10 protein-coding genes are annotated in these 13,827 nt (G+C 30.1%); 4 read left to right on the forward strand and 6 right to left on the reverse strand.

Going from position 1 to position 13,827, the window contains the following annotated elements:
* Positions 1-270: 270 nt before the first annotated feature.
* Together FHK87_RS23770 and FHK87_RS23775 are read right to left on the reverse strand one after the other, a co-directional pair.
* The gene (locus FHK87_RS23770) at positions 271-1,170 is read right to left on the reverse strand and encodes a lysophospholipid acyltransferase family protein (RefSeq protein ID WP_140597373.1); all 900 of its coding nucleotides are present in this window, start codon (positions 1,168-1,170) and stop codon (positions 271-273) included.
* Positions 1,171-1,284: 114 nt separating this feature from the next.
* Positions 1,285-2,172, reverse strand: a complete 888-nt coding sequence (locus FHK87_RS23775) for a lysophospholipid acyltransferase family protein (RefSeq protein ID WP_140597374.1) — start codon at positions 2,170-2,172, stop codon at positions 1,285-1,287.
* Positions 2,173-2,312: 140 nt separating this feature from the next.
* On the opposite strand from FHK87_RS23775, the gene FHK87_RS23780 reads away from it, so the two are divergent.
* Positions 2,313-2,963, forward strand: coding sequence for a rhomboid family intramembrane serine protease (locus FHK87_RS23780; RefSeq protein ID WP_140597375.1), 651 nt, complete (start codon positions 2,313-2,315; stop codon positions 2,961-2,963).
* Between the two features lie 56 nt (positions 2,964-3,019).
* Here FHK87_RS23780 and FHK87_RS23785 read toward each other — a convergent pair whose 3' ends face one another.
* Positions 3,020-4,159 (reverse strand): TlpA disulfide reductase family protein, encoded by a 1,140-nt coding sequence (locus FHK87_RS23785; RefSeq protein WP_140597376.1) that lies wholly within the window; start codon positions 4,157-4,159, stop codon positions 3,020-3,022.
* A gap of 370 nt (positions 4,160-4,529) precedes the next feature.
* On the opposite strand from FHK87_RS23785, the gene FHK87_RS23790 reads away from it, so the two are divergent.
* Positions 4,530-6,899, forward strand: a complete 2,370-nt coding sequence (locus tag FHK87_RS23790) for a GAF domain-containing protein (protein ID WP_140597377.1) — start codon at positions 4,530-4,532, stop codon at positions 6,897-6,899.
* A 74-nt stretch (positions 6,900-6,973) separates the two neighbouring features.
* Here the strand turns inward: FHK87_RS23790 and FHK87_RS23795 are convergent, their stop codons facing one another.
* Positions 6,974-8,155, reverse strand: coding sequence for a Pycsar system effector family protein (locus tag FHK87_RS23795; RefSeq protein WP_140597378.1), 1,182 nt, complete (start codon positions 8,153-8,155; stop codon positions 6,974-6,976).
* A gap of 57 nt (positions 8,156-8,212) precedes the next feature.
* Here FHK87_RS23795 and FHK87_RS23800 point away from each other — a divergent pair, with 57 nt between their 5' ends.
* Positions 8,213-11,923: a metallophosphoesterase gene (locus tag FHK87_RS23800; protein ID WP_140597379.1), complete on the forward strand. Its 3,711-nt coding sequence runs from the start codon at positions 8,213-8,215 to the stop codon at positions 11,921-11,923.
* A gap of 15 nt (positions 11,924-11,938) precedes the next feature.
* Positions 11,939-12,481, forward strand: coding sequence for a GNAT family N-acetyltransferase (locus FHK87_RS23805; RefSeq protein ID WP_140597380.1), 543 nt, complete (start codon positions 11,939-11,941; stop codon positions 12,479-12,481).
* Here the strand turns inward: FHK87_RS23805 and FHK87_RS23810 are convergent.
* Both FHK87_RS23810 and FHK87_RS23815 read right to left on the reverse strand, forming a co-directional pair.
* Entirely contained in the window at positions 12,478-13,350 is an 873-nt protein-coding gene (locus FHK87_RS23810; RefSeq protein WP_140597381.1) for an SdiA-regulated domain-containing protein, read from the reverse strand. The two genes, FHK87_RS23805 and FHK87_RS23810, sit on opposite strands and share 4 nt — an antisense overlap.
* Positions 13,328-13,780, reverse strand: a complete 453-nt coding sequence (locus tag FHK87_RS23815) for a Dps family protein (RefSeq protein ID WP_140597382.1) — start codon at positions 13,778-13,780, stop codon at positions 13,328-13,330. Before FHK87_RS23815 ends, FHK87_RS23810 begins: the two co-directional genes overlap by 23 nt.
* Positions 13,781-13,827: the final 47 nt, after the last annotated feature.

The raw sequence follows: 13,827 nt of genomic DNA on the forward strand, positions 1-13,827 counted from the left end.
AAAGGGGGTAAGATTCAAGTACTAAAAAAAGGTGTATTTATATTGTGATGACAAAATTCATAAACGACAAGCTAATTTAAAAGAGAAAGTTTGAAAAAACGTTAAAGGGACAGGATATTTCGATAAAAGATAGTTAGAAGAGAATACAATTATTAAACTCCTACAATTCTTACATTTTTAATGGGGAAATTTCCACTTTTTTCTGATTGTTATTATGTGAATCTATAGCATTTTTAACTAAAAAAATATTAAGAGATTACTATAGTTGATTTAATCTATAGTTGCTCCTTGTGGTATTGCTTTATTGCGGTGTTTCCATCTTTTATGTGACCATAAATAATATTCTGGTTTATTGATGATTTGATTTTCTAATAGTCTTAGATATTTTTTTACAATTGAATAGTCTTTACAACTTTGCGTATCGCTCTCAATAGGAACTAAAGTAGCTTCATAAAATCCTCTTTTTACTTTTTCTACTTGTAGATAAAATACTTTTAAATCTAATCGTTTGGCCAAAACCTCTGCACCAAGAAATGTGGGTACTTTTATACCTAAAAAATCGGTCCAATACATGGCATTGTGCATTTTAGGAGATTGGTCAGAAACTAATGCGTACATATATAATCCTTCCTTAGATTGATCATCTGTAATGATTTTCATAGCATCTCTACTCGAAATTACGCGAGAACCAAATCTGGCTCTTATTTTATGAATTAATCGATCAAAATACTTGTTATCTATTGGTTTATAGATACCAACTGCTTGAAATTTTGTTTGTAAATCAACAACGTTAGACCATTCGTAGCTGGCATAATGTGCCATAAAAACCATTATATTTTCTCCTTGAGCTTCAAGTTCAAGAAGATCGTCAAGGTTAGTAAGCTTAAATCGTTTTTTCATTTCATGATCAGAAATAGAAATACTTTTTATCATTTCCAAAAACATATCGCACATATGTTTATAAAATTCTTTTCTTATTTTTTTTATTTCTTTTTCTTTTTTTTCTGGAAAAACCAATTTCAAATTGTTGGTAACAGTTTTTTTTCTATAACCAGCTACGTAGTAGATGATTATAAAAATGAATGTAGAGAAAGCATAAAATAATTTCCATGGTAGTTTTGAAATTACCCATAGTAAAGGATAAACAAGAGCGTATGTTAATAATTGCATTAACCGAATGATTTAGTATGCAAAAATACTAATATTTTGTTAAAACAAAATTAATAACCATTAATTGACAGGAGTTTTACAAATAAAATAATAAAAACCCTTTGAGAATAAGGGTTAAGGATTTATATTTTCTTTATCACGATGTTTCCACCTTTTATGTGTCCAAAGATAATACTCTGGTTTATTTTTGATTTGTGTTTCTAATAATTTGAGATAAGTTTTTGTAATATAATGTTCTTCGCAGTCTTTTGGGGTATTAGTAATTGGTATAAATTTTGCATGATAGTGACCTCTTTTTACTTTTTCGACATTTAGATACATAACAGGTAAATCTAATCGTTTCGCTAAAATTTCTCCACCTGTAATAACAGGAACTCTAATATTCATAAAATCTGTCCAGTATAGATCATTTTTTAATTTTGGAGATTGATCAGATAATAAACCGTAGGCACACAATTTTCCATGAACTTTATCACGTGTTATTGTTTTGATTACGGTATGACTATTTACAAGTCGTGTGTCAAATTTACCTCGAATTCTATGCACTAATTGATCAAAATATTTGTTTTTTATTTTTTTATACACACCAACAATAGGAAAATCCATTACAAATTGAGCTGCAATAGCCCATTCATAACTAGCATAATGCCCCATCAAAACGATAATGCTTTTGCCTTGAGATTGTACTTCTTTGAAGGTATGAGTATCAATAACTTCAAATCGTTTGATCATATCTTCTTTTGAAATAGATAAACTTTTTATCATCTCGATAAACATATCGCACATATGCTTATAAAAATTCTTCTGTATTTTTTTTATTTCGGTTGTTGATTTTTCAGGAAAAACTAATCGCAAATTAGATGATACTGTCTTTTTTCTATATCCTACAATATGAAATATGAAGAAGAAAGAAAAGGTAGAAAATGCGTATAACAAACGCCAAGGTAATCTAGAAATTATCCATAAAATAGGATATACCAAACGATATATTAATAATTGCATTAAATAGTTAATTAAAGCCTACAAATATAAAAGTATAAAATGTTTTTTATCATAAACTTTTACTAATAAGATTTAGATAATTTGTTGAGATTTTTTGAGGTTAAAATATGTGGTATATTTGAATAAAAATTAGAGATTATATGGGAAACCTTAATGTTGTAATTATTTCAATTATTTTAATCAATGTACTTGTTTCGTTAAAAGGATTTAACGATTTTTCATTCTTCGAAAAATTTAAGTTTAATATAGGGGGGATACGAAGGGGAGAACAGATAAGGATGCTTACTTCTGCGTTTTTACATGTTGATATGATGCACCTTTTTTTCAATATGTTCACGCTATACTTTTTTGCTCCTGTAGTTACTAGTTATTTAGGTAATATTAAGTTTCTTGTCGTGTATATGGGGAGTCTTTTTGTTGGTAATCTTTTTTCTTTATTCTTTCATAAAGAAGAATATCATTATAGCGCTGTTGGAGCCAGTGGTGCAGTCTCAGGCATAATATATTCTGCTATTCTTTTTCAACCAGGAATGAGTTTGTACTTAATGTTTGTTCCAATCCCAATCCCTGCATATATATTTGGAATTGGATATTTATTGTATTCTATTTTTGGAATGAAAAATAGAGTAGGTAATATTGGTCATGATGCACACTTCGGAGGGGCTGCCGGAGGTTATATCATTACTTTGATATTGGCCCCATGGTTATTTCAAAAGAATTTACTTATGATTGGATTGTTGGCGATCCCAATTATCATTTTGTTTGTATTACAACGTTTAGGAAAATTATAGATTAAAAAAACGGCTCATATATAGAGCCGTTTTATAATATTTTTATGTTGTTTGTATTAAAGTGATTTTTGTTGGTCTAATAATTCAGCAATTTTTTGTTCAAGAGCAGGCCCTCTTAGGTTTTTTGCGATAACATTACCTTTTTCATCTAAAATAAATGTAGCAGGAATGGATCTTACACCATATGCTCTTGCAATTGGTTCTTGCCAGAACTGAAGATTCGATACGTGATTCCAACTTAAATGATCATCTTCAATAGCTTTTGTCCATGATTCTTGTTTTTTATCAAGAGAGACTCCTATTATATTAAGCCCTTTATCGTGGTATTTGTTATACACTTTTACGACATTAGGATTTTCAATTCTACAGGGTTTACACCATGAAGCCCAGAAGTCTACAATAGTAACTTTACCTAATGATTCTTTTAAAGTAAGCATTTTTCCATCTGGTGTAGGAGCAGAAAAATCTTCTGCTTCACTACCAATATCGATTCTTTTTTGAGATGCTACAGCAATAGCATTACTAATAATAGCTCCCAGGTTTTTTCCTAACCTACTAGTTTTTAAAGTATCATTAAGAGCTTCGAATTTATCTTTAGCTTCATTGGGAGATAAAACCTTCATATTCAAAAGATCTGTAATAGCCATGATAGATACCAGTGAAGAAGCGTTGTTTTCGATAAGGTCTTTTCTAAATTGTTTTTCTTTGTCTATGATTTCTTGCATTTCTGTAGCAATCTTAACAACTTTATCTGTTTCACCTAACTTTGATGCTACGTGACGTTGATTATTAAGGTCAATTTTTTTCTCGCTATACTTTTTCATTGTATTCATATAGCTAAAAAAGAGATTATTTTCAGTTCCTCCTTTTACAACAGGAAACCTTAAGCTATCTCTTTTTATAGTCATTTCAATACGATTATTCTCTGCAAGAAAAACTACATTCCCATTAATCTTTTCAAAAGTTAAATAATTGAAGTCATTATTTTCTGGAGGAGGTAATGCTATTTCGAATTTTCCTTGTTGAATAGTAGTAGAATCAATAATTATAGGTCTATTGGATTTACTCAATTCATTTACATATACTTTTATCCCATCTTCAAAACCCGAAGTGTTTCCTGTAATTACATACCCTTTTTGTTCTTTATTACATGATAACATGGTGATTATAATCGAGAATAGAACAATTTTTTTCATAGTATTTTTAATTTATGATGTAAAAATAAAGAATACATTATATATACTCCAAAAATTAACGTTGTCTAAAGAGAATCAATTAAAAAATAAGGTTTTGATATTTTATTAACATTAAAAAAGTTAACTTTAAGTGTAACAAAATGTAAGAACGATAGTCTAACAGATAAGAGCTTAATCGATTTATAATAAGATAACTAAGTAATGTTTTATGCTTTTTTAGCATGTATATGTCCTAATTTTGAATCGATATTCGTTCTTAATATAAAGATTAAATAGATACTTGATTTAAATTATGTTTTAATTAATAGTTAATATCTGTTAATCCTATTTTATTTATAGTAATTTTGTACCCTACAATTAAAGAGTAAGTATGAAGGTTCTGGAGGAAGATTTTCCGTTAGATATTTGGATAAGCTTTTCAAAGTTTTTTGAGCATTATAGAGATGCTTTAAAGAGTGATAATCCTCTTTTGAAAAGCAGGGCTGGCCAAATTCTAAAAATAGCTGAAGAATATCCGGATTTAGAAAAAGGAATAAAAGATTTAGAAAATGTAGAAAAATTGCAAACTCAGATCAATTTAGTTCTTGAGGATAGCTTTTCAGATGTTTTGCAACAGAATGAAATTAAAGTTGCAACTGTTCCCTTTCATAATATTGAATTAAAATCTACACAGAGATATAAAAATATTATTAAAGCTGCAGGTAAAGGATTTGAGCCAAAAATTAAAAACCTTGATGAGGACCATTATTATATCATGGGATGTAGTATCATTCTAGGGTTATACTATGGTTATAATATAGATTTTAAAAGACCATTTTTCTATGATATACCTGATAGTTTAGGAATGATTAGAAACTATCGTATTTTATATAATGCAGACTTTACAGATATTATAAAAACGGATAAGGCAGTTGATATTACAGATGAAGATGTTGCCGAGTTATTAGACAATTTTGATAACATAGAAATTTGGAAAGAAAAATTTCCTCCTCACAGTTGGATTTTTAAGGGAATAGTAATAGCCAACATGTTTGATGTAACTACAGATGTTTCATTATCCGATTTTAAAACAAGCTTAATTCGATACGAATCAAAAGAAGAAGAAGGAGGATTTGTAGATGATTTTCAAAAAATCTTTCGATCAATATTTAATATCCGTGATATTAAGGTTGGATTTTCTAATTATGATCCGGAAGAGAAAATGCTAGAAAGAATCCCTGTAAAAAATGTAGAGAGTTATTTGCTATATGGCAGATCAACTGATAACTGTGAGACTGCTTTATGTAAGGGGACTTTTCATAATCTTTTTAAAGAATCCACTTACTTTGCCATCTCAGATGTAAAGAAATTTCAAAAGTCTACTCCAAAAGAGATTATGTATAAAGGACTTATTGCACAAGGTATCAATAGTGCAATATTTGCTCCTCTTAAGAGTGATGATCAGTTATTGGGTATTTTAGAAATTGTTTCTCCTAATATTCATGAATTGAATAGTATAAATGCAAATAAGTTAAAAGATATAATGCCATATCTTGTTGATTCTGTGCTTCAATCAAAAATTCAAGCAGAAAATGAATTAGAACTTATTATTCAGCAGGAGTGTACTTCTATACATCCTAGTGTTCATTGGAAGTTTAAACAAGAAGCGAAACGATTTACTAGAGGTAAAGCGCATGATATACCGGTGTCGTTTAGAGAAGTAGTTTTTGAAAATGTATACCCTTTATATGGGCAAATCGATATAAAAGGATCTTCAGATGCTAGAAATAAAGCCGTTCAAAAAGATCTAGTTTTACAATTAAAAGCAATCAACAAAGTAATTAATAGAATATTAAAAGTAGAATCACTCCCCATATACGAACAACTTTACTTTAGAACAAATCAATATATTGAATCTATAACAGAGCAACTACAAGTTGATAGCGAACAAAAAATATTAAACTTCATTAAGAAAGAAATTACACCATTGTTTAAGCATCTTAAACAGAAGAATGAAGATCTTGAAGCTACAATTAGTGAGTATGATAGTATGCTTGATGGAGTATTAAAAAGTGTATACAGACATCGTAAAGATTATGATGAAGCTGTTATGCAGATTAATAAAAAAATGGCGACTCTATTAGATCAAAAGCAAGAAGAAGCTCAGTCAATGTATCCTCACTATTTTGAGAGATTTAAGTCTGATGGTGTTGAGCATAATATGTATATAGGAGAGTCAATTACAAAACAAGATTCTTTTAACAAGATTTATCTTTATAATCTTCGTTTGTGGCAATTACAAGTAATGTGCGAAATGGAGAATGCATATTATCAAATGAAAGGAGAATTGCCAATTGCACTAGATGTAGCTTCGATGGTTTTGGTATTTCATACATCTCTTTCTGTTAGATTTAGAATGGATGAAAAACGTTTTGACGTAGATGGTACATACAATGCCAGATATGAGGTTGTAAAAAAACGTGTTGATAAATCTAAGATCAAAGGAACAGATCAAAGAGTTACAGAAAAAGGTAAACTTGTTGTTGTATATTCTCAAAGTTCAGATGAGCGTGAGTATATCAAATACATGAACTTCTTACAATCCAAAAATTATCTTGAAGAGGAAATCGAAATTGTAGAATTAGAAGACTTACAAGGAGTAACAGGTCTTAAAGCGTTACGAGCAAATATTCTCTACAACAAAGATGAGAAAGATAAAGAATTCTATACTTACGAAGATTTAATGAAAGAGATAAACTAGAATTACATTACATCTTCTATTTTTTTTGAAAAAATATAAAATACTGTAAATATTTATTTGTTTACAGTATTTTTTTATTGGAGTGTATTAAAGGCTATAATAAAAGAAATGGCAGAAGAAATGATACCTACCATAAAAACCGTATACGTAATTCTTAGAATCTTATATTTTTTATGCAATACTCTACCTAGAAAATATAAATCCTTGACCATCGTGTCATAAATATATTCCTTATCTGTCATCAGCTCTGTCATTGCCCATTTATATTCTTCTAATGGCATTTTATGAAAATTACCAAAGAATAAAAGGTTAACTTTTTTTTCTTCAATCTCTTTTCTGGTAAATTCTCCGGTAGTTACATTTGGTCTTGTTGCAAGTACAGACAAAATAATAGAAGCAATACAAAATACAATAAATACCATTGTAGGAAAAATTAAATACTGATTAGAAGGGTTATCTAATTTTGGGATAAGATTAGATAGTGCCAACGAGATTATAATTGCATTTACTGATAGAAGAATATTGGCCTTTGTATCCGCAATATCACTTAGTTTTAAGTGATTTCGTAGAGTAACTCTAAAAAGTGTTTGTATTCCTTTTTCAGGGCTTTCTTCTTTTAATAATTTTTTAATTTTATCTTTTTCTTTCTTTTTTTCCTTTTTGAGTTTCTCTTGTTTTTCTAGCATCAGTAAAAGATTTTTTTCTTTCATAGATTGCCAGTTTTTGATAGCATATTCTGTGTAGTAGCGATGTTTATTTTTAAATAAATCTATATTCGCTTTTAACCATTCTAGCGTATTGAGATCTGTTATTTTGTTTTTTTTGAATTCTTGCCTCAATAATTCGCTGGTCTCATAAAAGTAGTCTTTTGCAAAATGCGAAGCATCGGCATCCCTTATAATTGCTTCTAATGAGTCTACGGGCTCATGTTCCATTTTGGTAGCCATGATTAATCGAGAAACTTTTTCTATTTTATCACCAGAAACATCATGTTTGCTTAAAAAATCTTTTGCAATTTCAACACCTTTTTCTTCGTGATTATCAGGGCTTTTAGAGTAACCAACATCATGTAATAACGCTGTCAATAATAAAACTTCATTATCTTCCTCAGATAAATTAGTATTGTCAATGATTTCTTTTGTACTTTTAAATACTCTTTTGGTATGATCGTAATTGTGGTATATGCATGAATGGGGAAATTCTTTTTCAAAAAGTTTTGAAACAAAAAGATCGGTTTTTTCTATTAAAGAAGACATATTTATAATTTTTCGACAACCAAAATAGCTAAAAAATAGAGATTGTATTTAAAAATAATGGATAAATATAATAAGATTCTAACGATTTGTGCTGCTATATTATTGATTAGTTCTTGCGCAACATTTTCTCCACAGTATAAAAATGAAAGTTTTTCAAAAGATATTCCTAATAAGGCAATAGATAAAACATTTTATCTAGTTGGTGATGCCGGCTATGCAAAAATGGGACATAGTACCGATGGACTAACGGCTTTACAAAAAATGTTAGATACAGCTTCTGTATCCAAAGAAGATTATTTGCTTTTTCTTGGGGATAATATCTATCCAAAAGGAATGCCAGGTAAAAGTGACCCTCAGAGAGCATTATCAGAACACCGACTGAATGTTCAAATCGATTTGGCAAAAAAGTTTAAAGGAAATAGCATTTTTATTCCTGGTAATCACGATTGGTATAACCAAGGACTTGAAGGAGTACATCGTCAAGAAAAGTATGTAGAAAAAAACATGAATGACAAAGATACTTTCTTACCGGCAAAAGGCTGTCCTATAGAAAGTATTGATGTTAACGAGAATATACATCTACTTCTACTTGATACACAATGGTATCTTGTAAATTGGGATAAACATCCAACAATTAATGATAACTGTGAGATTAAAACCAGAGAAAGCTTTTTTGTTGAGATAGCAAGCGAACTGAAAAAAAATAGCAACAAAACAGTTGTTATAGCATTACATCATCCAATGTTTACACATGGACCACATGGGGGTAAAAATGATATAAGTAAATATCTTTTTCCATCAAAAAAGAAAATACCATTACCCATTTTGGGGTCGCTGGCGACGCAAATTCGAGCTCAAGGTGGAGTTTCTAAACAGGATATATCAAATGTTCAATACAATAAGCTGATTAGAAGACTTACCACATTAGCGAGAGGTTTTGACAAAGTTGTATTTGTTTCTGGTCATGAGCATTCTTTACAATACATAGATGATAAAGGGCTCAAACAAATAATTTCTGGATCAGGATCAAAAGTCTCTGCTGCCTCTCTGGGACATAATGGTTTGTTTTCTTATCCGGGACAAGGATTTGCCAAACTAGATATTTATAAAGACGGTTCTTCTAATGTAAGTTTTTATGCAAATAAAGATGGTGAACCAGAATTAGTATATCAAAATTTGGTATATGATAAAGGAAAAGAATACGATTTTAGTAATCTTACAAATACTTTTGATAATGAAACTTCGGCAACTATATATAGTGATGAAGAAGTAAATAAGTCTAATTTTTATCAATGGGTATGGGGAGACCATTATAGATATGTATATGGAAAAGATATAAAAGTGCCTATAGCAACTTTGGATACCTTAATGGGTGGTTTTGAGATTGATAGACAAGGAGGAGGACAAGTTACCCGATCTTTACGCCTCATTGATAAAAACGGAAAACGATATAGCTTGAGAGCAATGCGCAAAAGTGCAACTCAATTTTTACAAAAAGGAGCTTTTAAATACACTTTTCTAGATAACGGTTTTGAGAATACGCTGGCAGAAGATATATTACTTGATTTTTATAGCTCTAGTTATCCATACGCATTCTTAGCACTGGGAGAAATGGCAGGAGCAATAGGAGTATATCATACTAATCCAAAGGTTTATTTTATTCCAAAACATCCTGCACTTGGTAAATACAACGAAAATTTTGGAGGTGAAATGTATTTTCTCGAAGAACGTCCTGGAAAAGAGTTTGGTGACGAACCATCTTTTGGAAAGCCTGATGACATCGAAAGTACACAAGACCTTCTTAACAAACTGAGAAAAGATGAAAAATATCAACTAGATGAAAAAAGCTATATCAAAACCAGACTTTTTGATATGCTTTTAGGAGATTGGGATCGTCATTCTGATCAATGGAGATGGGCAAGGTTTGATTCTGAGGAAGAAAAAATATATAGACCTATACCTAGAGATAGAGATCAAGTCTTTTCTAATTACGACGGGGCTATGCTTAATACATTAAGATTTCTCTCACCTTTGATGCGTAAATTTCAGGTTTATGATGGAGAGCTTAAAAAAGTAAAGTGGATAAATCTCTCGGGAGCTCCACTAGATAAAGCCTTAATTCAAAATTCTAAAGAAGATATTTGGATAGAACAGGCAAAACACATACAAAAATATCTTTCTGATGATATTATTGATAAAGCCTTCGAGAATTTTCCAGAAGAGCTCAAAGATGATACTGTTTTAGGTATAAAAGAAAACTTGAAGAAAAGAAGAGAACGATTAGAAGAAATAGCAAAAGAATACTATAAATATTTATCCAAGCATGTAATTATTAAAGGAACGGATAAAGATGATTTTTTTGAAATTATCAGAGAAAATAATAAGACCACTATAAAAGTTTCTAGAATAAAAAATGGAAAGTCTCAAGAACCCTTTATTGAACGTACTTTTGATTCAAAAGAAACCAAAGAAATATGGGTATATGGGCTAGATGATGATGATGAGTTTTTGGTCAGAGGAAAAGGTAAAAAGGCAATAAAAATAAGAATTATTGGTGGTCAAAATAATGATAAATATACAATAGAAAATGGAAAAAGAATAAAAGTATACGATCATAAATCAAAACCAAATACAATAGAAAAAAAGGGAGGAGCAAACTTTGTATTAAGTAATGTGTACGATTATAACATTTACGATCATAACAAATATATAGAGAAGACAAATGCAATTGCCCCTTTTATAGGTTTTAATCCTGATGATGGCGTAAATGTAAGTCTTACCAATATCTTTACAGCAAGAGGTTTCAAAAATGACCCTTTTCATAGCAGACATAGAGTAACAGCAGCGTATTATTTTCAAACGGAAGGTTACGATATCTCGTATGCAGGAGAATTTGTAAATGCAATAGGGAGATGGAATATATTGGTAAATGGGTTATATACAAGTGAAAATTTTGCACAAAATTTCTTCGGTTTCGGAAACCGTTCTATAAATCTTGATGATGATCTAACATTTAATTATAACCGTGTCAAAACATCTATGTGGGTATTTGGTGTAGGCTTACAAAGAAAAAGTCGTTACGGGAGCGAGTTTTCTATTAATGCTTCTTATGAAGGAATAGAAGTACAGGATACAGAAAATAGATTTATTACCTCTGGATTAGAAATTGCAGAAAATGATCCCAATTTTTTTGAAAGAAAGTTTTTTACACATTTAGGACTCAATTATAAGTTTGAGAGCTATGATAATCGTATTAACCCTACAAGAGGTATGATGTTGACATTGAATACAGGTGCAAGAATGAATATGGATGATACAGATAGAACATATGGATACCTAAACCCGAGACTAATTTTTTATAATGCAATTACTAGAAATAAAAAACTGGTTTTAAAAACAGATGTAATAGCAGAAATTAATATTGGTGACGATTTTGAATTCTATCAAGGAGCAAATTTAGGAGGAACTAAAGGATTACGTGGATATAGAGAAGAAAGATTTACAGGAGAAAGATCATTAGGGTTTAGTGGTGATTTACGATATAGTTTTAACAGATTCAAAACAGGTGTCACTCCTTTACAATTAGGAATGTTTGGGGGGTATGACCTAGGTAGAGTTTGGATTGATGGTGAAGACTCAGATAAATGGCATGACTCTGTTGGTGGCGGAATGTGGGTAAATATTGTAGATACCATAGGTGGAGAACTTGGACTATTCCATAGTGAAGATGGACTACGCTTTACTTTTGGCTTTGGATTAAATTTCTAAGTAGTTTTTTATGTTATGAAGTTAGAAACACGAAGACTTCGATTACGATTAGTACAATTGTCTGATCTTGGAGATGTCCATAGATTACATTCTATCAAAGAAGTTGATCAATATAATACTTTAGGCATCCCAACAAATCAACTTGTAACAGAAGTTATTTTAGAAGAATGGATAAGATCAATCCATTTGAGACAAGAATATATTTATGTAATAGAATTAAAAGAAGATTCTTCGTTTATTGGATTGATAGCTCTGTGTCTTGGTAATGCCAAATATAAAATTGCTACTGTTTGGTATAAACTTGATCCGACGTTTTGGGGTCAAGGATACGCGACAGAAGCATTAAAACTAGTGTTGTTTTTTGGTTTTGAGGATATTGACCTCCATAGAATTGAAGCCGGTTGCGCAGTCGATAATGTTGGTTCTATAAGAGTTTTAGAAAAAGTAGGTATGATCAAAGAAGGGCATAAACGAGAAGTACTGCCTCTTGCCACTGGATGGTCTGATAATTATGAATATGCAATGCTACAGAAAGATTGGGAGCAATTAAAAAACTAATCTAAAGTATATTCATATAAAGAAGCTTTTTTCTTTTTACCGCTTTCATCAGTAATAAATAATGTAGTATCATTTTTAAAGCAGATTCCTTCTTTTTGTGAATAGTGTTTCAATTTAATTTTTTGGATACCTCCTTTAAATAGATTGTTATTTTTGAAATCAGATAGAATAAATAACTTGTTATAAGTAAGGAGTACGATTTTATCCTTTTGTGTATTTATGGCAGCACCTGTTATAAAACAATCTGCCGGATCATTGCAAAAAGAATAGGTGTCAATAAGTTTTGCAACGTGCTTTCCTGGTTTGGTTGAAAGTTGATATAACTTTGTGGTTCCTTCAAATTTTGAACTTCTGTTTTTAGAAAATAAATAGAGATGATCATTTAAGTAAATAAATGCTTCAACATCAAAATTGAGATTTTTCTTTTTTGGAGGAAAGCTTTTCTGATCTCCCAAAGTAAATTTAATTTTTGAAACTGAAATATTTCTGGAAATAACACCTGATACCTTATATATAACTAAGTTTTTTCTATCATTTGTATTATTGCCAAAATCGCCTATGTATAATGTGTCATTTTCACCATAAGCCAAATCTTCCCAGTCAATATTTTTTGCCCCGGGTATTTTTATTTTTTCCAGAATATCACCTTTACTGTCTAAACAAAATAATGTATTATCATTACCAGAATCATTAATCGCGTAGAGATTACCATCAGATAATTGAGTGATACCGGAAACTTCTTTAAGAGATTTTTTAAGAGAGGTTATTTTTTTTAACGATGTATTATGTTTTTGGCAACTCATGGATAGTGTTACCAAAAACATAATAAATGATATTTTCTTGATATTAATTTCTTTGATTCCAGGCATCAAGCATCCAACTTGTTTTTTCTAACTCTGCAATATAAGTTCCGGTGAGGTCCAAAGTTCCATCATCTTTTGTTTCTTCTGCAGCTTCAGTCACTATTTTTAATTGTTTTAAGAGTGCATTATGATCTTTAAGAATCTCAGAAACCATATCTCTGTCTACTAATGTCGTTTCAGCTTCTTTAATGTTTGAAGTATTTAGGTAATCACTAAAATTACTAACAGGTTTTCCTCTTAGAGTTAAAATACGTTCTGCTATTTCATCTATTTTCAATTTTGCTTCTTCGTATAATTCCTCAAATTTTTCATGCAAATCAAAAAAATTAGCTCCTGTAACATTCCAATGAAAGTTTCTTAATTTTTGATAATGCATGTGATAATCAGCTAATAAAATATTGAGTGCTTCTATTGTTTTTGAATTTGAATCGTACATAATTTATTTATCTATTAATTTTTAAAATTTAAAATAAATGTAATCGA

Source organism: Aquimarina algicola (genome assembly GCF_006443095.1).
GTDB classification, from domain to species: Bacteria; Bacteroidota; Bacteroidia; order Flavobacteriales; family Flavobacteriaceae; genus Aquimarina; species Aquimarina algicola.

What these genes read in the sequence shown, in the direction of transcription:
- FHK87_RS23770 (WP_140597373.1), bottom strand. Translation starts at nt 1,170, where the DNA reads ATGCAATTATTAACATACGCTCTTGTTTATCCTTTACTATGGGTAATT.
- FHK87_RS23775 (WP_140597374.1), bottom strand. Translation starts at nt 2,172, where the DNA reads ATGCAATTATTAATATATCGTTTGGTATATCCTATTTTATGGATAATT.
- FHK87_RS23780 (WP_140597375.1), top strand. Translation starts at nt 2,313, where the DNA reads ATGGGAAACCTTAATGTTGTAATTATTTCAATTATTTTAATCAATGTA.
- FHK87_RS23785 (WP_140597376.1), bottom strand. Translation starts at nt 4,159, where the DNA reads ATGAAAAAAATTGTTCTATTCTCGATTATAATCACCATGTTATCATGT.
- FHK87_RS23790 (WP_140597377.1), top strand. Translation starts at nt 4,530, where the DNA reads ATGAAGGTTCTGGAGGAAGATTTTCCGTTAGATATTTGGATAAGCTTT.
- FHK87_RS23795 (WP_140597378.1), bottom strand. Translation starts at nt 8,155, where the DNA reads ATGTCTTCTTTAATAGAAAAAACCGATCTTTTTGTTTCAAAACTTTTT.
- FHK87_RS23800 (WP_140597379.1), top strand. Translation starts at nt 8,213, where the DNA reads ATGGATAAATATAATAAGATTCTAACGATTTGTGCTGCTATATTATTG.
- FHK87_RS23805 (WP_140597380.1), top strand. Translation starts at nt 11,939, where the DNA reads ATGAAGTTAGAAACACGAAGACTTCGATTACGATTAGTACAATTGTCT.
- FHK87_RS23810 (WP_140597381.1), bottom strand. Translation starts at nt 13,350, where the DNA reads ATGCCTGGAATCAAAGAAATTAATATCAAGAAAATATCATTTATTATG.
- FHK87_RS23815 (WP_140597382.1), bottom strand. Translation starts at nt 13,780, where the DNA reads ATGTACGATTCAAATTCAAAAACAATAGAAGCACTCAATATTTTATTA.